26 protein-coding genes are annotated in these 23,588 nt (G+C 36.6%); 16 read left to right on the top strand and 10 right to left on the bottom strand.

What is annotated here, in order from left to right:
* Positions 1–118 precede the first annotated feature (118 nt).
* A complete protein-coding gene (rpmB, locus tag ACMAYS_RS04415) occupies positions 119–355 on the top strand; it encodes a 50S ribosomal protein L28 (protein WP_103216731.1) in 237 nt (78 codons plus the stop codon).
* 82 nt (positions 356–437) lie between these two features.
* On the opposite strand, the gene ACMAYS_RS04420 is transcribed toward rpmB, so the two are convergent.
* Positions 438–2,132, bottom strand: a complete 1,695-nt coding sequence (locus tag ACMAYS_RS04420; protein ID WP_103216730.1) for a S8 family serine peptidase — start codon at positions 2,130–2,132, stop codon at positions 438–440.
* Between the two features lie 148 nt (positions 2,133–2,280).
* On the opposite strand from ACMAYS_RS04420, the gene ACMAYS_RS04425 reads away from it, so the two are divergent.
* Together ACMAYS_RS04425 and ACMAYS_RS04430 are read left to right on the top strand one after the other, a co-directional pair.
* Positions 2,281–2,958 (top strand): hypothetical protein, encoded by a 678-nt coding sequence (locus ACMAYS_RS04425; protein ID WP_103216729.1) that lies wholly within the window; start codon positions 2,281–2,283, stop codon positions 2,956–2,958.
* 17 nt (positions 2,959–2,975) lie between these two features.
* Positions 2,976–3,983: a DUF4340 domain-containing protein gene (locus ACMAYS_RS04430; RefSeq protein ID WP_103216728.1), complete on the top strand. Its 1,008-nt coding sequence runs from the start codon at positions 2,976–2,978 to the stop codon at positions 3,981–3,983.
* Here the strand turns inward: ACMAYS_RS04430 and ACMAYS_RS04435 are convergent.
* On the bottom strand, positions 3,980–4,918 hold the full coding sequence (locus tag ACMAYS_RS04435; RefSeq protein ID WP_103216727.1) for a hypothetical protein: 939 nt from the start codon (positions 4,916–4,918) through the stop codon (positions 3,980–3,982). The genes ACMAYS_RS04430 and ACMAYS_RS04435 overlap by 4 nt on opposite strands.
* Positions 4,919–5,096: 178 nt before the next feature.
* Between ACMAYS_RS04435 and ACMAYS_RS04440 the strand changes: the two genes are divergently transcribed.
* From ACMAYS_RS04440 to ACMAYS_RS04480, 9 genes are all read left to right on the top strand, one after another.
* Entirely contained in the window at positions 5,097–6,107 is a 1,011-nt protein-coding gene (locus tag ACMAYS_RS04440; protein ID WP_146037759.1) for an HD-GYP domain-containing protein, read from the top strand.
* Between the two features lie 124 nt (positions 6,108–6,231).
* A complete protein-coding gene (locus ACMAYS_RS04445; protein ID WP_103216725.1) occupies positions 6,232–6,447 on the top strand; it encodes a hypothetical protein in 216 nt (71 codons plus the stop codon).
* A gap of 104 nt (positions 6,448–6,551) precedes the next feature.
* Positions 6,552–7,547, top strand: a complete 996-nt coding sequence (pstS, locus tag ACMAYS_RS04450; RefSeq protein WP_103216724.1) for a phosphate ABC transporter substrate-binding protein PstS — start codon at positions 6,552–6,554, stop codon at positions 7,545–7,547.
* Complete coding sequence (gene pstC, locus ACMAYS_RS04455) at positions 7,547–8,488, top strand: phosphate ABC transporter permease subunit PstC (RefSeq protein WP_103216723.1); 942 nt, start codon at positions 7,547–7,549, stop codon at positions 8,486–8,488. Before pstS ends, pstC begins: the two co-directional genes overlap by 1 nt.
* Positions 8,485–9,345 carry a phosphate ABC transporter permease PstA gene (pstA, locus tag ACMAYS_RS04460; protein WP_103216722.1) on the top strand — a complete coding sequence of 287 codons (861 nt, stop codon included), beginning with the start codon at positions 8,485–8,487 and terminating at the stop codon, positions 9,343–9,345. Before pstC ends, pstA begins: the two co-directional genes overlap by 4 nt.
* Entirely contained in the window at positions 9,345–10,112 is a 768-nt protein-coding gene (gene pstB / locus ACMAYS_RS04465; RefSeq protein ID WP_103216721.1) for a phosphate ABC transporter ATP-binding protein PstB, read from the top strand. Before pstA ends, pstB begins: the two co-directional genes overlap by 1 nt.
* 10 nt (positions 10,113–10,122) lie before the next feature.
* Positions 10,123–10,740, top strand: coding sequence for a phosphate signaling complex protein PhoU (gene phoU, locus ACMAYS_RS04470; protein WP_392991318.1), 618 nt, complete (start codon positions 10,123–10,125; stop codon positions 10,738–10,740).
* 8 nt (positions 10,741–10,748) lie between these two features.
* The gene (locus ACMAYS_RS04475; protein ID WP_412462815.1) at positions 10,749–11,444 is read left to right on the top strand and encodes a response regulator transcription factor; all 696 of its coding nucleotides are present in this window, start codon (positions 10,749–10,751) and stop codon (positions 11,442–11,444) included.
* Entirely contained in the window at positions 11,434–13,107 is a 1,674-nt protein-coding gene (locus tag ACMAYS_RS04480) for an ATP-binding protein (protein ID WP_412462816.1), read from the top strand. The genes ACMAYS_RS04475 and ACMAYS_RS04480 overlap by 11 nt, the downstream gene beginning before the upstream one ends.
* On the opposite strand, the gene ACMAYS_RS04485 is transcribed toward ACMAYS_RS04480, so the two are convergent.
* Genes ACMAYS_RS04485 through ACMAYS_RS04510 form a run of 6 tightly spaced genes read right to left on the bottom strand, consistent with a single transcriptional unit; the run spans position 13,104 to position 18,147 of the window.
* Positions 13,104–14,150 (bottom strand): NAD(P)H-dependent glycerol-3-phosphate dehydrogenase, encoded by a 1,047-nt coding sequence (locus ACMAYS_RS04485; protein WP_103216717.1) that lies wholly within the window; start codon positions 14,148–14,150, stop codon positions 13,104–13,106. The two genes, ACMAYS_RS04480 and ACMAYS_RS04485, sit on opposite strands and share 4 nt — an antisense overlap.
* Positions 14,147–14,401, bottom strand: a complete 255-nt coding sequence (locus ACMAYS_RS04490) for a DUF493 family protein (protein WP_233189678.1) — start codon at positions 14,399–14,401, stop codon at positions 14,147–14,149. The genes ACMAYS_RS04485 and ACMAYS_RS04490 overlap by 4 nt, the downstream gene beginning before the upstream one ends.
* A gap of 12 nt (positions 14,402–14,413) precedes the next feature.
* Positions 14,414–14,989 carry a KdsC family phosphatase gene (locus tag ACMAYS_RS04495; protein WP_103216715.1) on the bottom strand — a complete coding sequence of 192 codons (576 nt, stop codon included), beginning with the start codon at positions 14,987–14,989 and terminating at the stop codon, positions 14,414–14,416.
* Between the two features lie 3 nt (positions 14,990–14,992).
* On the bottom strand, positions 14,993–15,799 hold the full coding sequence (gene kdsA / locus ACMAYS_RS04500; protein ID WP_412462817.1) for a 3-deoxy-8-phosphooctulonate synthase: 807 nt from the start codon (positions 15,797–15,799) through the stop codon (positions 14,993–14,995).
* Positions 15,789–17,393: a CTP synthase gene (locus tag ACMAYS_RS04505; RefSeq protein ID WP_103216713.1), complete on the bottom strand. Its 1,605-nt coding sequence runs from the start codon at positions 17,391–17,393 to the stop codon at positions 15,789–15,791. The genes kdsA and ACMAYS_RS04505 overlap by 11 nt, the downstream gene beginning before the upstream one ends.
* Positions 17,383–18,147: a 3-deoxy-manno-octulosonate cytidylyltransferase gene (locus ACMAYS_RS04510; protein WP_103216712.1), complete on the bottom strand. Its 765-nt coding sequence runs from the start codon at positions 18,145–18,147 to the stop codon at positions 17,383–17,385. The genes ACMAYS_RS04505 and ACMAYS_RS04510 overlap by 11 nt, the downstream gene beginning before the upstream one ends.
* A 70-nt stretch (positions 18,148–18,217) precedes the next feature.
* Here ACMAYS_RS04510 and ACMAYS_RS04515 point away from each other — a divergent pair, with 70 nt between their 5' ends.
* From ACMAYS_RS04515 to purB, 4 genes are all read left to right on the top strand, one after another.
* Entirely contained in the window at positions 18,218–18,577 is a 360-nt protein-coding gene (locus ACMAYS_RS04515; protein WP_103216711.1) for a hypothetical protein, read from the top strand.
* A 90-nt stretch (positions 18,578–18,667) separates the two neighbouring features.
* Complete coding sequence (locus ACMAYS_RS04520; RefSeq protein WP_392991311.1) at positions 18,668–20,110, top strand: TolC family protein; 1,443 nt, start codon at positions 18,668–18,670, stop codon at positions 20,108–20,110.
* Entirely contained in the window at positions 20,110–20,754 is a 645-nt protein-coding gene (locus tag ACMAYS_RS04525) for a hypothetical protein (protein ID WP_412462818.1), read from the top strand. Before ACMAYS_RS04520 ends, ACMAYS_RS04525 begins: the two co-directional genes overlap by 1 nt.
* Positions 20,755–20,769: 15 nt before the next feature.
* The gene (gene purB, locus ACMAYS_RS04530) at positions 20,770–22,056 is read left to right on the top strand and encodes an adenylosuccinate lyase (protein ID WP_392991307.1); all 1,287 of its coding nucleotides are present in this window, start codon (positions 20,770–20,772) and stop codon (positions 22,054–22,056) included.
* A gap of 2 nt (positions 22,057–22,058) precedes the next feature.
* On the opposite strand, the gene cdd is transcribed toward purB, so the two are convergent.
* Both cdd and ACMAYS_RS04540 read right to left on the bottom strand, forming a co-directional pair.
* Positions 22,059–22,481 carry a cytidine deaminase gene (gene cdd / locus ACMAYS_RS04535; protein WP_103216946.1) on the bottom strand — a complete coding sequence of 141 codons (423 nt, stop codon included), beginning with the start codon at positions 22,479–22,481 and terminating at the stop codon, positions 22,059–22,061.
* 112 nt (positions 22,482–22,593) lie between these two features.
* Positions 22,594–23,574, bottom strand: coding sequence for an alcohol dehydrogenase catalytic domain-containing protein (locus tag ACMAYS_RS04540; protein WP_412462819.1), 981 nt, complete (start codon positions 23,572–23,574; stop codon positions 22,594–22,596).
* Positions 23,575–23,588: the final 14 nt, after the last annotated feature.

Below are 23,588 nucleotides of genomic sequence, written 5' to 3' on the forward strand. Positions count from 1 at the left end.
GGGATATTACGCAATTTGTACAAAAGTAGTTGCACTTTTACGACGTTATGTTTATATTCTACAACCTAATAACCCATATATTAATGTAGAGTTTATATAAATAAATAAGGATGAAGTGATGGCACGTACATGTGATTTAACTGGAAAAAGAAGACTTGTTGGTAACAAAGTTTCTCACGCTAAAAATAGAACAAAAATGACTCAAAAACCAAACCTACAAACGAAGAGAGTTTTTGATCCTGTAACTGGTGAAACAATTAAGCTTAAGCTTTCAACTAGAGCAATTAGAACTCTAGATAAAGTTGGTTCACTTTCTAAGTTCCTAAAGAAGTACAAGCACCTTTGGAACGCTTAATTAGATTTAACTTAAAAGTTATATAGATAAAGAAAAGGCCAGCATTAGCTGGCCTTTTTATTTGTGTGAATTTTAAAAATTCTTAGTATTGAACATCTACTTGATCAATAACAAATCCCCACTTCTGAACTGAACGGTCAGACTTGAAGATAAGCTTTAAAGTATCACCTTCAGCAAAGAAAGAAGTATAGTTCTCACCTGCTCCAGTAATTTTCTCAACTAGAACACCTCTTGCATCTCTAACTTCAATAAAGTCATAACGATTCTCAAGATCAAATTTACGAACTCTAACTCTCATAAACTTTGCACCTTCAACTGTGTAAGTTGTTTCAAGAGTTTGGTTTTCAGTATATGGATGTTCTGATTCAAAAGATGCAACATCTACAGTTTGCCAATCTTCTGGATTTGGTTCGTTTCTTTCAGGAATAGTATCTGTAAGAAGGTTGTAAGCATTGATACGTCCAGCGTTGATTGTCTTACCTCTAAGAGCAGCAACAGGATCAGAAGTTACCATAACTTTATTTCTTACTTGTAGTGGAGTTAGTCCTTTATTTTCTGAAAGGAAAAGTCCGATTACACCTGAAACGTGTGGAGTTGCCATTGAAGTTCCTGAGTAAGAAGCATATTTACCGTTGATAACAGTTGATAGAATTTCGTGTCCTGGAGCACCGATGTGTACAGTTGAGCGTCCATAACAAGAAAAGCTTGCTAGTTCATCAGCAGCAGTTGTAGCTGCAACAGAAATTACGTTATCAACATTGTAGTTTGATGGGTAGTGTGGACGTGAATCATTATCTGTAGAAGAGTTACCAGCAGCAGCTGTGAATACGATACCTGCAGCATTTGCTCTTTCAATTGCTTCTTTAAGAGCTTCTGAGCGGCCACCGCCTCCCCAAGAGTTAGACATAATATCAACACCGATTTTTGTTGCATAATCAATCGACTTGATTGCCGCTTCAGTTGAACCTGAACCGCTATCTGTTAGGAATTTAATCCCAACAAATTGAACATCTCTCATTACACCAGCAACACCAATTGCGTTATGTGAAGCACCGATTGTACCAGCACAGTGTGTTCCGTGAGAGTGTCCGTCCATTGGATCACCATCGTTATTTGCGAAGTCGTATCCGTGAACATCATCAATGTATCCGTTTCCATCATCATCAATTCCGTTACCTGGAATCTCACCTTCGTTTGTCCACATTTGATCTTTTAGATCTGGGTGGTTGTAATCAATCCCTGTATCGATAACTGCGATTTTAATTGCACGATCACCTTGAGTGATTTCCCAAGCTCTTAGTGCATCAACGTCAGCACCTTCTACACCTGAAACACCTCTTGGAGCATTAGAACCTGTATTTTTCAGACCCCAAAGTTGTCCAAATTTTTCATCTGCTGGCGTGTAGTAAACACCTTCATCTGAAGTTGTGTTATAGCTTAAGATTTCTTCTAATACATTTGTGTTTACGATTGGCTTTACGATTTTGTAGATAAAGTTTGGCTCTGCATATTCTACTTCTGCTCTTTCATTCATCTGCTTTGCAATTGAATCAATTGATACAAGAGACTCGTTAAATTTAACAACATAAAGATCCCCTGACGTAAGCTCGATACGACGGTCAAGTGAACTTCCATGTAATGATTGTCCAAAGAAACTTTCAACTGAAACATCTTTCTTTAGCTTAACAATTAGTTCACCTGGAACGTAATCAGCAGCTAGTGGAGAAAGTGCCATCGCTGAAACAACAGCTGGTGCTAAAAATGCGTTTAATCTCATTAGATCCTCCTAATCTTTTTATCTCCCTTCCATGGGAGACCCTATGCTAAGACTTTTAAATAATTGTCTATCAAGTAGTTTAGCACCCTTTCAGAGGCAAAAATTTCAAAAGATACAAAATATTGAAAATGTGAGAAAATGTTAGTTAATGATACACGGTAAAAGTAGCGACCCAGTCCTAATTAAAAGAATCAAAGTTAACGTTTGGACACTTCGAGATGAAGTAGAAGCAGCGGTAAAACTAAGGTACAAGAATGGTGAAAAGCCTAATATTGATGACCTTATTGAGACTTATAAAGATAAAGGTGAACTTCCAATCAATGATAGTATTGAAAGTGAAGAAGCAGCACTTGATCCACAAGCTTTGGCAGATGCTGCCATGTCTGGAGACAATGTTACTCCGATAAAAGAAACGAAAATCATCAAGCAATTTATTCCTGATTTACCTCCAGAAAAGGTCTACGTCGGCAATATTCTCCTATCTGAACTTTATATGGATGGGATGTATTTCTTTTGCGAAAGACAATTTACTCAGGGCCAATCAATTGTCGTTGATATTCAAATTCCAAATCGTATCATCCTAAATGGTGTGGTTGTCTTTTCTCGTAGCTACAACATGAAAAGTCGCATTATCTCTCAAACGAGTATGCCATTTAGAACAGGGATAAAGTTCACTTTTCTTAAAGAGGGTGAACGTACACTTCTTAGAAATTTCATCAAATCTATTGAGCCAGAAGTTAGAGAAGAGCCGGCGGCAGTAGCGGCCAGCAAAGAAAGTAGCTCAGGTGGCGATGACGACTTCGATCTCTTTGACGATCTCGAATAAGAATTCTAGAATTTCTTATGCAAAATATAAAACGTAATTACTTTTCAGCTAGTCTTGTCTCAATACTCTTTATTACTCTCCTATTTGGAGCAGTTATTAGTGAGTTTTTTCAAGCACCGGTTATTACATCTAAAGAACTTTCTAATCTCCAATTTCTTTTCACAAGTGATCAGATTGATAAGGTTGAGGATATTTCACTTCAATCAAACCTTGGACGATTTAGTCTTGCTAAAAATAAAAACCAATGGATTATTACGAAGCCTAGAAGAATCAATGCTAATGAAGCAATCATTAATAAACTTTTAGACTCACTAAAAAATGTAAAGATTAAAAAGATCTTTCCAAAAGATCCAATCAACCTTTCAAACTTCTCCCTAGATAATCCTACTTCAATTGTTACATTAAAGGGTGAAAATGGAGAAGATGAAACGATCTCATTTGGACTTATCAATCCTATCGATAACTCTACATATGTTGTAAGCGATAAAGACAATGCGATCTACCACGTTAATGCCGTTAAGTTTTCACTTGAGAAAATCGACCTTCCATCACTTATTGACTCACGAGTCTTTAGTTATGCTCCAAGCGATATCAGAGGTGTTAAAGTTATAAACTCTGGCAAACTACGTTTTGAATTTAGTCGTAATGATAAAGACATCTGGGTATCAGGAAATAAGGCCCTTGATGATGAAGCAGTCCAAGAGTTCCTAGTTAAGCTAACGAGTTTTAAATCAAATTCAATCCTTGATAAGCGTACTGAAAAAATGGACAGTGCAATTGAGCGCTATCTTGCTAAGCCATATTATAAAGTTATTGTAAAAATTAAAACTGGTGAAGAGATTGAATATGATCTTTCTTGGGTATTAACTAGTCTTCCAGATCTTAATATTGAGAAAAAAGAGAACTTTATTATACGAGCTTCAAATAGAGAGCACCCTTTCTTAGTAAGCAAAGAGTATCTAAATGTATTATACAAAAGGCTTAAATCTTTTAGACCAAGCCCTTTGAATAATATTATTTACTAGTCGATTAAATTGTTAAGAATTTGAGAAGCTGCGCCTTCAACTTCATCAATGACGTGTTGGATAGCTTTTCCAATGCGGTGGTGCTTGATTGGAAACTTAGCAAAAGGAATGAACATATAATATGTCTCCCCTTTACATGTCTCAAGAGCATTTAAGTCCTTAAAGATATTCTCATCGAAATCAATTTTAACTGTTTTTGCTCTTGTACAATTTCCAATAACTTCATCAAATTCTTCGAATTTTTTCCCTGTAGCGCTGAGGAGTCCCCCAACCTCAGCACTAAGAGATATTTGGTCGGACTGCGATAGACTTAAGAAGTTCTTATGACCTTCAATTGATACAAGGATTCCCTTGCGACTCAACTGAACAATCTGTCCATCAACAGGTTTTAATATTGAATTCCAAAATGAAAATTTTGCTTTTAAATTTGTGTTCATTCTAAAGTCGCGATGACTTAGAGAAAGATTATTTAATAGACGGTCATATACAAATAATTTGTAGATATCGTAATCAACCCATCTCATTGAATGGAGATGCATGAATGGACCGGCCTTATGCTTAAGAGAAATAAGAGTTTGCTTATTAACATCAAACCATAAGTGCTTAAGCCTTGGGTCTATATAGAAGTTATAAAGATCAAATAGAGTCGTCTCCATCTCACCTTTCTTATTAACAAGCCAAACAGGAATTTCTTTGAAAGTTTCAAGCTCTTCCTTCACTTCTTCAATACTCATTGAAGAATCACCATTGATATGACGCTCTTTCATTGCACAAATTAATTTCGACCAATTCGACCAGTGTAAACTGTACGAACTATCATCAAATAATTGAATTGATTCAAATAATTTCGGATCAGCAATGTAATCTTCTAGATTCTTAAGCGCACTCATGGCCTTCTCTCTTGTCAAAATTAGCTCAACATTCGTTGTATTCAACCAATATAGCAACTTAGTTAATAAATTCGAGCCTTATTAAAATTAGCCTTTATATTCTATTGATTTCGGGCTCTTAACTTAGAAAGTTAGGCTTTTTCCAAGAAATTACAAAATTGCGAAATATTGCCTATTATTCTTGGTATTTAATGATTTTAGCGACTTAAGCTATAATATGAACATGAGAGCAGAGGATATATTCCGTAAATCACATTTGGCACTAAACTTGACCCCTTTTACGATTAGGGAGCTTTTTAATATTCCGACAACACCTTGTGATGTTTATATCTTCGAAGATGGTAAGTTTAAGCACAACCTCTACCGTGGAACATATGTTTCTAATGACACTCTTAAAGAGATGATTGAAAGAGGTCACACGATTGTTTTTGCAAGCAAAGAACAAAGGCAAGAACTGAAAGAGCTGCAACAAGATTGCCTCAGGCAAGTAACTCGCTCTTTTTCAATGGGTGATACTTATCAAAATTGTAAGAATCAACTTAATCTTATTACTATAAACCTTCGATATCTCTTTGAAGATCCTACTGATGATAATGCCCTCAATCTTCAGTATCAAAGCTTAAAAGTACTGGCATCTTTCTTGATTAAGAATCCAAAAATGCACGAAGCGCTCTATCGTTTTTTTGCGGCCCAAGGTCATCATTATATTTTTGCACAACCCCTACTTTCATCAATTTTTCTAGTAGGGATATTAAAGACATCTCAACTTTATAATGACAAAGATATTGAGAACTTTTTTATCACGAGTTATTTTAAAGATATTGGAATGTCTGCCATTCCAATTGATAAATATGACAAAGAGAACCTATCAGAGATGGATAAGGTACTACTTGCAAAACATCCAATAATTTCAGCGAGAATTTTACAAGGTCGTATTCAACTAAGCCCTGCTCACATGAAAGTAATAGAAAACCATCACACGTTCAGTATTCTAGATAAGTATGATTCAGATAATCAGTATCTAAAAAACTTAACAGTGACAGGTTTTGAAACAATCATGGTTAATATTTGTGATATCGTAGCGGCGATGATCTCTCCACGCCCATATAGAGAGGCTTTAACAATTTTTGATGCTCTAGAAAAAGTACGCACACATATTAGTAAAGACTACCCTCACGAGTTTAAAATTATCATTAACTATTTCAGGAATTTCTTTACAAGTTCAGTCAAGTAAAAAAAACTTTTCATTACGTTTCAAATATTTCAAAATAATAATTAACCAAGGAACCGGTTAATATATTTTTAATTACATATATTTAAATAAAACTATAGATTGCTAAATGATCCAGGGAGGGAACATGGCCAACGAAGTAAGCCCAGTTACGGGAATTATCGCAGAAGAAAACGTCTTTATCGATTTTGGTGAGCACGAAGGAAAATCAATCCTTGAAATTCAGGACACTCTACCTGATTATTACGAGTATCTCGTAAACAAAAGAGAAGAAGGAATCTGTACGATTCGTCGTAATCAAGATAAGTCCTTCAGACTTTACGTATCAAATACATTACAATAATCATGCAGGGCGACAATGTCGCCCTTTTTTTTTAACAAAATCTTAATAAACACCATATTTACCATGTGCTAAATTCAAGAAAACACTGAATTTAGGAGACACACATGATTAAGAGAATAATTGCACTTTGCCTACTGCTGGCGAGTTCAAGTACTTTCGCTTTAAAGATCAACGCGGCCGGAGCATCGTTTCCATATGCTATTTACTCAAAATGGTTTTCTGAATACTCGAAAATTCATCCAGAAATTCAATTCAATTACCAACCAATTGGTTCAGGTGGTGGTATACGCCAACTTTTAAAAGAGACTGTTGATTTTGGTGCATCAGACGCACCAATGAAAGAAAAAGATAAGAAGAAAGCAAAATGGCCAGTTCTACACGTTCCGATGGTTCTTGGCGCCGTTGCCATTGCTTATAATCACCCACAAATTCCAGATGAGCTTAAGCTTGATGGTGCAACACTTGCAGATATCTACTTAGGTAAAATTACAAAGTGGAATGCTGAGCAAATTGCAGCTCTTAACCCTGGTGTAACTCTACCATCTGATGACATTCTTGTTGTTCGTCGTGCAGACGGATCAGGTACAACGAAGAACTTTGCAGACTACCTTGTGGAAGTCAGCACAGAGTGGAAGCAAAGAGTTGGTACGGGTAAATCACTTCGTTGGCCAACTGGAGTTGGAGCAAAAGGAAATGATGGTGTAACTTCAATTGTAAGCAACACTAAGGGTTCAATCACATATATGGATCTTGCTCACGCTAGAAAGAATAATATTAAGACAGTGGCCCTTAAGAATAAGTCTGGTATCTTTATCAATCCAACTGTTGAGGCCGTATCAGCTTCAGCTAAAGAGTTTAAAACAACTGGAAAAGAGTTAACAGGTTCACTTATTAACAGCAGCGCTAAAGACTCATATCCTATCAGTGCTCTGACGTATATCCTTCTACCAATGGTAGAAAAAGACCAGAAAAGAGTTGAGATTTACAAATTCGTTGAATGGGCAATTAGTAAAGGCCAAAGTTATGCTAAAGAACTTTACTATGCTCCCCTACCAACTGAACTTTCCAAAAAGGTATTAGAAAGGGTAAAATCTCTTTAATGAACCTACTTAAAAAATTAGGGCCAATTTCTCCTTCAAAACAGGATAAGTTGGCCTATATAACACTTCGCTTTTTTTCACTTATTGTCATTATTCTACTGATACTTATGATTGGTCAGCTTTTCTATGCCAGTCGTGAAGCATTTAGTGAGTTTGGATTTAAATTTATTTTCGATGATTTCTGGAATCCAATTGATGACGAGTTTGGGGCACTTCCATTTATCTTTGGTACTGTTGTTACTTCACTTCTTGCCCTTCTAATTGCAGGTCCTGTTAGTATTGCAGTGGCCCTCTTTATTACAGAATATTTACCTAAATCAATTTCAAGTATTCTAGGAACTTTTGTTGAACTTATTGCGGCCGTTCCAAGTATCATTTTTGGTTTATGGGGCCTCTACTACTTAGCTCCTTTTGTTAAAGACCTTCTAACTCCTGCCCTAAAGGCAGTATTTGGATTTTTACCTTTTTTCCAAGGCCCAAGCTTTGGGATTGGTATTCTTACGGCCTCAATTATTTTGGCCATTATGATTATCCCAACTATCACATCTGTTGCACGAGAGGTATTTCGTTCAGTTAATATACTCCACAAAGAAGCTGCCCTAGGGCTTGGGGCCACAAAATTTGAGATGATTAAAATTGCAGTTTTAAGGCCAAGCTTTTCAGGAATGGTAGGAGCACTAGTTCTAGGTTTAGGACGCGCCCTTGGAGAAACAATGGCCGTGGCCATGGTTATTGGTAACACTCCTCAAATCACTAAATCAATCTTTGCTCCAGCTTCAACAATGGCCTCAGTTATGGCAAATGAATATGCAGAAGCAGAAAGTGATCTACACTTATCCGCTCTATGCCTCGTTGGACTTCTCTTATTTGTCGTTACTTTTGTAGTTAACTTAGTAGCACGTACAATTGTATGGAAGCAAACAAAGGGAGCATCAAAGTGAAACTCTCAAAAAGTCGTGTCATAAAGAATCTAATTTTTAAGGGACTGTTAGTTCTTTCTGCTTTATTAGTGATTCTACCGTTAATTTTAGTTTTTATTTTCCTTCTTCAAAAAGGTTCAACTTCAATAAGTTTAGACTTCTTTTTAAATGATCCTAAACCAGTTGGAGAAATCGGTGGTGGTATGAGACATGCCATCCTAGGTACTCTTATTATGGTATCAATAGGTTCACTAATTGCGGTTCCAGTTGGAACACTATGTGGTGTCTACTTGAGTGAATACGGGAAAAGTAAAATTGCAACGGCCCTTAGATTTACAATCGATCTTTTAACAGGCGTGCCTTCAATTGTAGTTGGTATCTTTTCTTATCTAATATTTGTTGTAAGCTTTAAATCATTTTCAGCACTGGCCGGAGCATTTGCTCTAAGTATTATTATTCTTCCTATTGTGACTAGAACAACAGAGGAAATCTTAAAGCTAATCCCTAGGCATGTTAGAGAAGCAGGACTTGCTCTTGGACTTCCAAGATGGCGAGTTATCTTCAATATTATTCTTAAAGGATCAAGAAACTCTCTCATGACAGGTGTAATACTAGCAATATCACGTGCGGCCGGAGAAACAGCCCCCCTATTATTTACGGCATTTGGAAGCATGTACATGAGCTACAATGTAACAGGTCCAATGGCCTCACTTCCGGTACAAATTTATAACTACGCAATCAGTCCATATAAAGAATGGCAACAACAAGCTTGGGCCGGTTCATTCACCCTAATTATTATTGTTCTTGGACTGAACTTAAGTGCAAAATTCTTATTCAATTCAAAGAAGCTTAAGAAATTCTTTGTGAGGAAATCATAATGGCAAATAGCGATATCATATTAGATGTAAAAAATATTCAAGCATGGTTTGGAGACTTTCACGCTGTAAAAGGTATTGATCTTAAGTACCATAAGAATACTGTCAATGCGATTATTGGCCCTTCAGGTTGTGGTAAATCAACTTATATTAGAACCCTAAATCGTATTCATGAAGAAGTCGAAGGTGCACGTGTTTCAGGAGAGGTTATTCTTGAAGGAAATGACATCTACGCTCCATCTGCCGATCCTGTTGAAATTCGCAGAAAAATTGGAATGGTTTTTCAAAAGCCTAACCCATTTGCGGCCATGAGTATCTATGACAATGTTGTCATCGGGCCAAGACTTTGGGGAAAGAAGAAAAAAAGTGAACTCGATGAAATCGCCTATAATTGTCTAACGAAAGCGGCCTTATGGAATGAAGTAAAAGATAAACTTCATCAAGAAGGAACTTCACTATCAGGTGGTCAGCAACAGAGACTCTGTATTGCTAGAACACTAGCGACAAACCCGCCAATCGTATTAATGGATGAGCCGACATCGGCCCTTGATCCAATTGCGACCGGAAAGATCGAAGATCTTATGAGTGAACTAAAGAAAGACTATACGGTAATCGTTGTTACACACAATATGCAGCAGGCAGCACGTATTGCAGACTATACAAGTTTCTTTATCCTTGGAGAGCTTATTGAGCATGGACTAAGTAGTGATGTCTTTACCAACCCAAAAGAAAAGAAAACTGAAGATTATATCACTGGCCGTTTTGGCTAAGGAGCATTCAATGGAATTGACTGTTGAAACACTAAGAAAAGATATTACAGAAATGGCCGCAATTGTAGAAAAGATTCTACATGTTGCAGTTGATGAAAAATCAACAATGGAAAATCTTTATGAGCTTGAAAATGAAATCAATGAATTTCATAAGCTTGTGGATGATCATGTATTTAAATTTATCGCTCTTAAGTCGCCTACTGCAATTGATCTTAGAACGGCATTGGCCATCATGAAGATCAACTCTGAACTTGAAAGACTCGGAGATGAAGCAGTTAACCTAAAGCGCTACTTAATGCGAATTTCAAATAGAGAAAAACATTGCAGCATCATTCAAGCAGAAGTTTTTGAGATGGTAAGAAAGAGTTTAATTGCCTTTGCTTCTAACAATATTCAAATGGCAACAGATGTAATCAAGGCCGATCACGAAGTTAACTCTCTTCATAGAGATCTAGTGAAGAAGTTTTATCAACTTCTTAAAGATGGAAAGGCAGAAGTTGATGAAGGTTTTGCTGTCATTCGTGTTTCGAAAATATTTGAAAGATGTGGTGATCACGCAACAAATATTTGTGAAGATATAATCTTCTTAGAGTCAGGTAAAGACGTAAGACATACAGAGGATCAATAAGGCAAATAATGAAAGCACTAATTGTAGAGGACGAACAATCAATCGCAAAACTAATTGGGGTAAACCTTAAGGCCATAGGCATTGATTATGACATGGCAAATACAGGTAATGATGCCATCACTGCTATTGAGAATAATCAGTACGAGCTTTTTGTTTTGGATCGCATGCTGCCGGACCTTAGTGGTGTACAAATTTGTCAGTATATTCGAAATACTAAGAAGCTTAAGAATGTAGGAATTCTTTTTGTTACTGCCTTAACTTCTAGCGAATCCATTATTGAAGGACTTGATGCCGGTGCTGATGACTATATTACGAAGCCTTTTGATATTGGAATTCTAAAGGCAAGAGTAAGCAGTCTAAAACGACGAGTTGAAAGTCATCACACAAGCTCTCCAATCAACAAAAAGAACACATATAACCATATGGGAATAAAAGTTGATGTCGATGGAGTAAAAACTATTATTGATGAAAAAGAAATTAAGCTGACAGTTTCTGAATTTAAAATTCTTTGTGTCCTAATCTCTTCTCCAGGTAAGGTTTTTACACGTAAACAAATCGTTGATCTTATCAAAGGTGAAAATATTTATGTTACAGACCGCACTGTTGACACTCATGTTTTTGCTCTTCGTAAGAAGCTTGGAAGTAAATCAAAAGTTGTTGAAACAGTTCGCGGGATAGGATATCGAGTAAAGAGTGAAGAATAACTTTTTTAACTTCCTTAAAATAAAGTTTCTAAATGATATCATCTTTTATCAAACGCTAATCTTTTGTTTATCCCTACTCTTTCTGGGCACATTCTTTATCATAAACTTTAAAGATAACTTTATTCACTCGATCGTAGATCAGGAATTACAGTCGCTACGCCAAGATGGTATTGCAAAAATGTGTGACAAACAAACAAAGAGAACACAATTTTATATTTTAAATGCAAATCGTACGATTAGATGTGCGGCCCCAAGCTTTAAGATTGAGGATTTTAAAAATATTATTATTGGCGAATATGATAGTGATGATCGATATATCTATCATCACCGTGTACTTCACTCAAAAGGAAAGAGCTATACTCTCTTTTTAAGGATTGAGTCTGATGCACTAAAACTAATTTCATCAGAAGTCTTTTCCAAACTCTTTATGGCGATGGGAATCTTAGGAATTCTCTTTATTGCAGGACAATTCTTTCTCTTCCGCCACTATTTTACTCCTCTATACGACCTCTTTCATATTTTTAGAATGAAAGGAGTTATTGATACTACTGATAGTCGTGATTACTGGGATTATATTGAGTCTAAGTCTATTAAGAACTTCAATAAGAGACGAAAGCTTCAAAGAGATCTCTTTAATACAAAACAGTATTATTCAGTCATTATTAACTCAATAGATGACCCTGTCGTTGTAACTGATAGTAAGGGCAGAGTTATTTTCTGTAATAATGCATTTAAGAAATCTTTTGCACCTTTTAATGGACGATATCGAGGCGTAGAACTTATTAGTATAATTAGAGACTATGACTTTATTAATCTTATAAGAAAGAATGGTTACCAGGCCAATCTGATCCATAATACTCAAATCGCCTTAACAAAAGTTAGTGGGAAAACAAACTCATTCCAGTTAAAGATTAGCGATATTGAATCTAAGAATAAAGACAAAGAGATTCTTTTCTACTTTAGTGATATTACAAAACTTCAAGACGTAAATAATATGAGACGTGACTTCTTTGAAAATGTTTCACATGAGATTAAGACACCTCTGACATCGATTAAAGGCTATACTCAAACTCTAAAGTCCATTAATACAGACGAAGATCAACAAGAGATTATGGATATTGTTATTCAAAATGTTGATCGCCTTGATGAGTTAATCAATGGAATTCTTTCACTATCAAAGATTGAAAATGAAGGAAAAATTGAAGTAGAAGAAATTAATCTTCCTTCGTTTATTAATGCTCTCATTAATGATCAACAGCTCAAAATAAATGCAAAGAATATGAGTGTAAATTACTCAAATACGGGAGCTGATACAATCGTTGCTAATGGAAAGCTACTATATCACTGTATTTCGAACCTCGTATCAAATGCGATTAAGTACTCGCGAGAAAATACCCAAATTACTATTGAAAGTGGTCAAAGAGAAAATCATCGTTATATTGCAATTACTGATGAAGGTGTTGGCATACCAAATGATAAAATCGCAAGAATCTTTGAACGCTTCTATCGTGTTGATCAATCTCGTAGTATCAATACTGGTGGAACAGGCCTAGGACTTGCCATTGCAAAGCACTCTGCACAAAAAATGAAGGCATCAATCGAAGTTGATAGTATGGTAGATAAGGGAACAACTTTTACAGTGCTCTTTCCAATTAAATCTTAGTCGATTTCAAACTTAATAGGTGCCTGCATTAGTTGACTTAGAACTTCTTCAACGTTTGCATCATTGTATAGAACTTCATAAAGTCCTTTAAAAATTCGTGCGCGAATTTCATATTTCTCAGCTAGTAAGAAAGCCGCTTTTGTCGTCTTATAACCTTCAACAACTGTACGTTGTGAATTGATAATATCAAGAGGCTTTCTCCCCTTAGCGATCTCAAGTCCAAAAGTTTTGTTACGAGACAGTCCACCTGTTGTTGTTAGAATGAGATCCCCCATTCCACTTAGGCCATAAAATGTTTCAGGACGAGCGTTAAATACCTTACCAAAGCGTAGCATTTCGACGATTCCACGAGTAATCATAGCGGCACGCGTATTGTGATTGTAGCCTAGGCCTTCAACGATACCACCAGCAATGGCCAAAACGTTTTTAAGAGCACCACCTAGAAGGACACCTTTTATATCGTAATTTGGCAGGGCCTTAAAATATGGAGTTTCTAATTTAGTGGCAACATCCATTAACACTTTTTTAGATCGTCCTGCGATTGTGACAAGAGTAATCTGTTTTTCCATAATTTCTTTTGCGAAACTTGGGCCAGATAAGAATGTGATATTGTCACGATAATGCGGAAAGAAATCATTTAGTAGATCATCACTTAACTCAAGAGTATCAGGATCAATCCCTTTTGAAAGACTAATTAAAGGAATGCCTTTACCAAGGTAGCTATTAAAGCGAACAAGGTTTTCACTAAAGAAAGTTCTAATTCCGTGAGTAGGTAACCCTGAAACAATAAGCTCTAAACTATCTTCTTCACTAGGATCTAGCTCACTCCAATCAAGGATTGCCTTAATATTAGCGTCAAGCTTAATACCAGGAAGATAGACAGAATTGATACGGTCCTCATTAATATCTTTATAGATATCTTCTGAGCGTACCTTTAAAATTACATTTTCAAATTTATTTGCCAGAATTGATGCAATCGAAGTTCCGAAAGCACCAGCTCCAACAACGAGAGCTGTTTTATATTCAAAGTTATCTTTTGTCATAGTGCTAGTATACCATGTAGGCGCCCGACTCTTTCATAAATCGTTAACACTTCATCAGAACTATTGCACTTTACATTGAATGTGAAAGAGATGTACTTGCCTGTTTTAGATGGTTTTTCATGGTGAGGCTTTTCTCCTACGGCCATGATTAACTCATCACGATTTGTCTCATTTCCAATAAACTTAAAATTATAGACTGCTGGCCACTCATATTGGTCATCCAATAAGGCCTTTAGTTTTGTTAAATCCATACTAATCAACTCCTACTTTGGCCATGTATCCTTAAAATCAATAGGACTTCCGTCAAAGTCTAAAACTTCAGGAACGATGCCATGGACATAGCGGAAGATATCAATAACTTCTCTAACAGCACCGTGTCCACCTTCTCTTTGCGTTACATAGTCACAATACATTTGAATCTCGTGAGATGCATGTGGCGTTGTTGCAGCAAATCCTGCTGCTTTTAGTAGAGGAACATCAAAGAATTCATCCCCCATAAAAAGTACTTCTTCTTGTTTGAATCCAAGATCTAAGACTTTTTTAAATGCGACTCTTTTATCCTCGTCACCCAAGAAGGCAAAATCAAGTTTTAAGTTATTCACAAAACGCTCTTGAACACCTTTTGATGCACCTCCAGAAATAACACCAACTTTAAATCCTGCTTTCATAAGTAGTTTTAAAGCATAGCCATCCGAAGTATGTGATGAGCGATTAAAGCCCATTTCATCATCTTGGTACCAAACATGACCTGGAGTTAGAACTCCATCAATATCAAAAGCGAGTACTTTAATATCTTTTAATTTTTCTTTATATTTTTGAGCTTTTGTAAATAAATCCATTAATTATTCCATAATAGCGTTTCTAATTCTTAATAGTCTTTGGATAATAACACCCGCTTGGTCTAGAGGCAGGCTTGTGGCCGCATCAGACTTAGCTTCACTTGGATTCGGATGTACTTCCATAAAGATTCCGTCTGCACCTGCTGCCACGGCCGCTTGAGCAAGAGTTAGAATCTGCTCACGCTTTCCACCAGTTGAAGTCCCTAGACCTCCAGGTCTTTGAACACAATGAGTAGCGTCGTGAATTGCACGAACACCAAAAGACTTCATGATTTGGAAACTTGCCATATCTACAATAAGATTATTGTAACCAAAAGATGTTCCCCTCTCAGTTAAGAGGATCTTATCCTTTGAAATAAACTCTTCGGCCTTCTTAACGATATTTCCAGTCTCTTCAGGAGATAGGAATTGTCCTTTTTTAATCTTAAGTTGAGCGTCGTATCTCTTACAAGCTTCAGCACCTGCTAAGATCATATCTGTTTGACGACAAAGAAATGCTGGAATTTGAATTGTATCAACAACACTTGCAACAGTATCGGCTTGTTCAGCAGTGTGAAAGTCTGTGATTAATTGCACACCATATTGCTTCTTCACTTTTTCAAGAATTTGAAGACCTTTTTCAAGTCCAGGACCTCTGAAAGAATCGATTGATGAGCGGTTTGCCTTATCAAAACTCCCTTTATAAGAAAAGTTGATTTCATCCTTTACAGGCTCAAGCATTTCCAAAAGACGTCCACAAACATCCATACACATTTGTTCAGACTCGATTACACAAGTCCCCATGAATAGATCAAATTTTTTATTTTCCATATTTATCTGCCTCTTTAATAAATTCACTAAATACTGGGTGGGCCGCATATGGCCTCGATTTAAACTCCGGGTGGTACTGACACGCAAAGAAGAAAGGATGATCCTTAATCTCAATTGTTTCAACGAGGTTAAGTTCAGGATTCTTTCCACTAATAACAAGACCACACTCTTTTAATTGTTCAACATAGAAGTTGTTAACTTCTAGACGATGGCGGTGTCTTTCATGAATTAGTTTTTCACCATACATCTGTCTTGCGCGACTTCCATCAAGAAGCTCACACTCATAGCTACCAAGGCGCATACTTCCACCTTTAGCACCATCGCGAGTTTGACCTTCCATATAGTGAACTAAAAGATCTCCACCAGCATTAAATTCTTCTGATGTAGCATCTGTTAATCCACAAATATTTCTAGCATATTCAATAATTGCAAGCTGCATTCCTAGACATATTCCAAAGAATGGAACTTTATTTTCACGAGCAAAACGAATGGCCGAAATTTTCCCTTCCGTACCACGCTCTCCAAAACCACCTGGTACAAGAATACCTTGTACATCTTTAAGAAGCTTATCTGCTCCTTCTTTTTCAATATCTTCCGAGTCAACATATACAGGAACAAGCTTTAGCTGATGAGCAAGTGCCCCGTGTCTTAAGGCCTCATCCAGAGACTTGTACGACTCTACTAATTCCGTATACTTTCCAACAACACCAATCTTAACCTCTCTTAGTGGATGATCGAAGTTATATGCAACCTTTTCAAGGTCATCAATCTTTGGCGATGAAGACCAAATCCCTAAGATCTTTGTGATCTTTTCATCTAGCCCTTGAGAATGGAAGTTAAGTGGTACTTTATAAATTGAATCCAAGTCTAAAGATTGGAATACATTGTCTTTTGGTACGTTACAAAATAGTGAGATTTTATCCATAATCGACTGATCAATCTCACGATCACTGCGACAAATAATAATATGTGGGAATAGACCTTGTGAACGAAGCTCTTTAACTGAGTGTTGAGCTGGTTTGGACTTTAACTCTCCCGCTGCAGATAAATAAGGAATTAAAACAAGGTGAACAAATAAAACATTCTCTTGTCCAACGTCATGAGCAAATTGTCTAATTGATTCAACATATGGAAGAGATTCAATATCTCCAATAGTTCCACCGATTTCTCCGATTAGAATATCTGCATCCTCTGCTGCAATATGAATACGACGTTTAATTTCATCCGTGATGTGAGGAACAACTTGAACCGTCTTACCAAGATACTTCCCTTCTCTTTCTTTCTCAATTACCTCTAGGTAAACTTGACCTGTCGTAAAGTTTGATTGTTTTGAAAGTGTTAAAGAAGTGAATCTTTCATAGTGACCAAGATCGAGATCTGTTTCAGCACCATCGTCCGTTACAAAAACTTCTCCGTGTTGAGTCGGACTCATTGTCCCTGGGTCAACATTGATATACGGATCCATCTTAAGCATATTAATGCGAATTCCACGTCTTTCTAGTAAAGATGCAATTGAAGCAGCTGCTAAGCCTTTTCCAAGAGAACTTGTAACTCCACCAGTAATGAAAATATACTTCTTTTGGCTATTTGCCATTTATCACTCCCTCCACGAATGGAATATCTTCCGGAGTATCAACTCCACATAATGTCATATCTGTAATTGCGGCACCAATTGTGTAGCCGTTATCAAGTAGTCTTAATTGCTCTAAACATTCAATCTTCTCATTAGTCGACTCACCTAGAGAGCAGAAATTCTTAAGGACTTCTGGTTTGAATGAATAGATACCAATATGTAAATACCAGTTTAGCCCCGGTGTCTTTTGACGATTGAATGGATGAGGGCTTCTTGTAAAGTAATGGCAAATATTTTTCTCTTTTGAAAAGACGGCCTTCACCTTATTTGGATTTAAGTAATCCTCATGATCATTATCAATCGACATCTCTTTTATAACAGTCGCTACATCAAAATTTTGAGAATTATGAATTCGCAATAGTTCAGTTAGTAAGTCAGCTTTGATCAATGGCTCATCACCTTGCACATTGATAACGAAGTCATACTTTTCATCTTTAAAAAAACGATCGTAGGCCAAGAAGATTCTTTCACTTCCCGACGGAACATCATCATCGACTCGAACCACATTGCGGCCAGACTCATTTAACATTTTTTCAATTTCATCATTATCCGTAACGACACAAACTTTTGAACCAGGAAAATTTTCAACAATACCAGCACATCCATCATAAACATGAGAGACCATTGCCTTGCCGGCGATATTTGCTAGAGGTTTTCCGGGGAAACGAGTCGAGGCGAATCTTGATGGTATTAATACCAAAGCTTTTAAGTTCATTATTTACCTTTTTGACAGTAAATAATAACAAATACCTGTGATACTTGCAAAGTGTGATATCATAAATCTCATGAAATACTTCGCCTTAACACTCAGTGCCATTGTTTTTATTTATACGGCCTCAATTGAGAATAGACTTAATGCGCAAACTATTTCCGATTCAATTATTACTGACCCAAGTATTTCTCGTCGTTGCGACTCACTAATGAACCAAAGACAAGAAAAAGTTGAACACCGTCAAAGACTGCTTTTTCTCTTAGATCGAAATAAAAATCTTCTAAAGACGACACCTGATAATAAAAAGTCGATTTCCTCAAAGCTAAGAGACAATCAATACCGCGTCATCCAAGAATTAAAGATTACGAACTTGAAAGTTATTAAGCTCGAAGAACAAATTGTTCGCCGTGGATGTCCAGGATTGACTCTCTAGCGAGCAAGTGTTGCCATCTCATATCACGCAAGTCATAATTTTAGCAGACGCACAAAATTAGCAATTAGCTAAATGAGAGGGACTTCACTTATGACTAAAACAATAGGCTTTGTTTGCGCCTACCTATTTCTATCAAGCTTTTCTTATGCATTAGAACAATCTCCTGAAATCTTTATCCAAGAGGCCAGTGAAGATAAAGTTGATGAAAATGCTTATCGTCCACTCGATATTGGAACAGTAATCGAGCAAGGAATGAGAAGCTACCAAGACAATGTTATCCGTCGCAAAAATATTGAGATTCTAAAAAATAGATTAAAGGATACAAAAGAAGAGTTCTGGACGCCTAATCCAAAAATTAACTTGCAACTAAACCCACAGCGAATTGGAACACTTAAGAGTGGAAGTAATGACTTAACTCGCCTACCTCGTACAGCGAGCGGAAGTGTTGGACTGGAGCTTGGAGAATATACGCTTTTCAATTGGGGTAAGGACTACCTTAATTATAAGAATGAAAAAGAATCACTTGAGCGTCAAATTGACCGCGACAAAGAAACACTTCGTGAGTTTAAACAGGAACTCGTTCGTGAATATGTAAGACTGATTCACGCTAAAGACTTGAAGATCATTGCTCGCCAATACCTTCAACGCGCTACTCTTGTTTACCGTATGAACCGAGAAAAAGTATTACAAAAGAAAATTACAAAACACGAGTACTACCAATCTCGCTCAGAGTACTTAAGAGCTCAAGAAGCCTATACTGACGCTAAGACAAATGAAAATATCGCTTCAGAAGATATGGCCAAACGTTTAAATGATCCTCCGGGAACACTTTATTTCATCAAAGACGATTATCAATACGAAAAGTCGACTTATAGCAGAGACAATGCCATCGCTACAGCGAGAAAAGTTTCACCATTTATTCTTGATAAGAAAGTCGAAAGAAATATTAAAAACCGCGAGTATGAAATAGCAGTTAGAGATAATCTTCCTCTTCCAAAAATCACAGTAAATTTTGGAACTTACTCTCAAATTTTTGACGGCAGCTCTGTAACAAATGACTACTACACGACATCAGTTGGTAATTCAAATATTGATCTTGTGGCCAGCTTAAACGCAAGTTGGACAATCTTTGGGGACGGTGGACTTTTTAATCGTAGAAAACTTGCAAATGCAAGGCTAGAAAAAGAAAAGGCCATGTATGATTTAAGTCTTACAAGAAGAAAGGTTGAAGAGGCCATTGTTAATATCTTCAACTTTTTAAACTCTGCAGTTGAGCATCTAAATATTATTAAATCCCGTAATGACTCGTTAAAAAAGAGAATGGAGACAGCTCTTTATCAATATACAAATCGTAAGACACGTTATCTTGAGTACCAATTAGCGATGCAGGACTACTTTGACTCACTAACGAGAGAGTCGATTATTAAATTTCAATACCTGGCCAAGAGAGTTGAACTGGCCCAAATTGTAGGTCTAGAAAATCTTCCTGACCAAGCCTTTGATAAGGCCATTATTAAGGGAGGAGGACAATAATGAAAAAATTAAGTTTTATCTCTACTCTACTTTTATTAACACTAGCCACAACTAGTTTTGCACAAGACTTAACAAGTTTTGAAGATATCAATATCACTGATGAAGATTATGGCTATGAACTTTCACGCTATAATATCAAAGATGATAATTTCTCACTTGAATTTAATTATGGTGGAATTACAAACTTAAGTGAATTTGCTTCGACAAATACAATCAGTGGTACAATTACATTTTACAGCGAAAGGTATTCACTAAATCTCTACGGCGCTCTTAATACACTTGATGTTGCGAGTGTAACACAATTTGATAATCTTGATGCAAGCCTAAGTGTTTACTCAGTCGGAGCAGGGCTAAGTAGACGCTCAATCCTAATCAACGACTTCATCAATATTAAGTCTATTTACGATGAAATTCAGGCACATCTTACTTATAATATAAGTGACTCAGAGGCTTTCGGTACTGAATTATCAGGGTTTGGCTTTAATGCTAGCTATGGCCTAATTTATCGAGTAAGTAGTGGCCTACACTTCTCTGCACGATTTATTTATAACCTAATGGCATTAGAAAGCTCGGATGAAACAATTACGACTGAAGCATCAGCGAGTTGGGTAAGTGCTCAGCTTGGAGTTGGATTTATATTTTAATTAACTGGAAGACTTATGATTGAAAGATACGAAAAGAAAGAGATTAGTGAAATTTGGAGCGAGCAATTTAAATTTGAAAAATTTCTTGAAGTCGAAATTGCACTGACAAAGGCCCTTGAGAATGCCGGAATTATAAAAGAAGCATTTTCAAATAAGTTAAATCTTGTGACTGTTAATCCTGAGCGAATCAAGGAGATCGAACGTGAAACAAGACATGATGTTATTGCCTTTTGTACTTCAATTACTGAGCAACTAGAGACTAATGAAGGAAAGTATTTTCACTTTGGAGTCACTTCATCCGACATCATTGATACAGCTCTAACACTTCAAATAAAAGAAACACTTAATCGTATTCTACCAGCTTTTGAAATGCTTATTAAAACACTCGATGAAAAATCAAATGAGCATATGGAAACAATCTGCATTGGACGCTCTCACGGTATCTTTGCAGAGCCAATGAGTTTTGGCCAAAAACTGAGAGGACATCTTTGTGAGTTCAAAAGACGCTACAGTGATCTCAAAGATTTTTATGACAACGAACTGACAGGCCAAATCTCAGGTGCAGTTGGAAATTACACTATTTTAACTCCGGCAATTGAAGCTGAAGTTTTAAACTTTCTTGGACTAAAAGTTGAACCTGTTTCAACACAAGTCATTCCTCGCGATCGCATTGCAAAGCTAACGACAATTATCTCACTATTTGGCTGCGCCTTAGAAAGACTATGTGTCGAGATTCGCCATCTTCAACACTCTGATGTTGCAGAAGTTTTTGAAGGCTTTAAAAAAGGTCAAAAAGGTTCATCGACAATGCCACACAAGAAAAATCCTATCTCAAGTGAGAACCTTACAGGAATGGCAAGAATGCTTAGAACATATAACCAAGTAGCAATGGATAACTGCCTGCTTTGGCATGAAAGAGATATCAGCCACTCAAGTGCTGAAAGGTTCTTTCTACCTGATATGTTTGGAATCCTACTCTATTCAATTGAGCGTATGAATAGCACTGTAGAAGATCTCGTCATTGATAAAGAAGCAATGAAATCTAAAGTTACTCAAAACTTTAAACACCTTTCTAGCTTCGTTTTACATAAATTAATTGAAGTTTCTAATAATACAAGAGAAGACCTATACCGTGTAGTTCAAAAGGCTTCATTTGAAGCAAGTGATCGCCAGTCTTTCTTTACGATTTTAGAAAACGATCTTCCAGATAGTGACGACAAGAAGCTTATTGGGCAACTAAAAGATCTCAATGATCTCGAAATCTATAGTGCCCATACCAAAAGTGTTTTTTCTCGTAGCTAAAACTAAACAGTAAATTCAGTAAATGGATGCGGAAGAAGTTCTTTAAATAGAACTTTTTTCGTAATTCCTTTTAGATTTCCTAGATAAACAGGAAAGTCTGCCTTTACAAATTCAGACATGACTTGAAGGCAAAAAGCACAAGGAACTGCTGGCTCTTCTTGGTCTGTCACAACTACGATAAATTCGAAATCCTTCTTACCAAATTGTGCAACACTTGATAGAACACTTCCCCTTTCCGCACAAATTGTTCCACCGTAGCTAGCATTTTCAACATTACAACCTGGGATTGGATCATCAATACCGTTTAGTTTTAAGGCCGAACCTACTTGAAATTTTGAATACGGAGCATGTGCATTTGAGCGCGCTTTAATTGCAATGTCATATGCCTGCTTAACTTTGTCTGATACATCAATTTTATTTTCCATAGAGATCATTATAAATGAAATCACATCGAAGTCTATTTGAAAAAAACCGGCCTCCTTTTAATAAAATTGAAGAGTAGAGGCCGGACAAAACCTGGAGGAGTTTTGATGAGGCTTAAAAACTTAAGCTTATATTTCCAAGAACATCTCGTTGATTAATCAGCCCATGTCCTTTCTCTAGTGTTTCAGTAGAGATCTCACCTAAGTCCATTGCAACAAGAGGCTTAAGCGCCCCAGCTTCAACTAAATGAGTCACCTCTCTTAAGTAATTTCCGTATTCTTCATGATCAACTATTCCACTTGAAGAAACTAAAACAAACTCTTGCTCAACTTCTGGTAAAGCGCTCACAAAATCGTTAGGTAAAAATTCATCTCGAGTCGAAAAAAGAGATACCATACGAGTTTTCTTACTTACTATTGCCCTTAGCCTACGAATGTATTGATTCGGAGAGCTAGCACAAAGAATATAGTCAACTTTATCAATTCCCATTCGCTTTAATTGTGTAGCAATTGGAAGGGAGCTATTAATGGTCAAGTCTGCTCCCATCTTCTTTGAAAACTCCTTCGTTTCCATATCATCAGCAGTCGTAATAATTGTTAAATTCGTTATTTTTCTGGCCAGTTGCGTGGCCATGGCACCAATACTATTGCCTCCATCGATAATTAAAATTGTTTGCCCACGACTACGTTCGGGATCAACTTGTAATTTATCAAATAGACTATCAAAGGCCATAATTGATGCTAAAGGAAGCGTTGCCGCTTGTGCAAAGTTTAGATTACTCGGCTTATGTGAAACAAGTCTCTCATCCACAATTTGAAATTCTGAATTAGTACCACTTCTTTTCATATCACTAGTGTAATAAACTTCATCACCAACTTTAAAATCTTGAACGCCTTCACCAACTTCTGTCACAATACCTGAAGCATCAAAGCCCAATGTCTTTCCCATATGTGTTGGTCTCATTTCATTATCATATGAGCCAAGTGAGACAGACTTAACCTCAATGAGGAGATCTCGTCCCTTTGCTTTTGGGCGGTCCACCTCTATTTGAGAGAAGCTCATTGGATTGATTTCGTTCACAATAAAAGTTTTCATAAATAAGTCTCCAT

The sequence above is a fragment of the Halobacteriovorax sp. RT-2-6 genome (assembly GCF_047085025.1).
In the GTDB taxonomy this organism is placed as follows: domain Bacteria; phylum Bdellovibrionota; class Bacteriovoracia; order Bacteriovoracales; family Bacteriovoracaceae; genus Halobacteriovorax_A.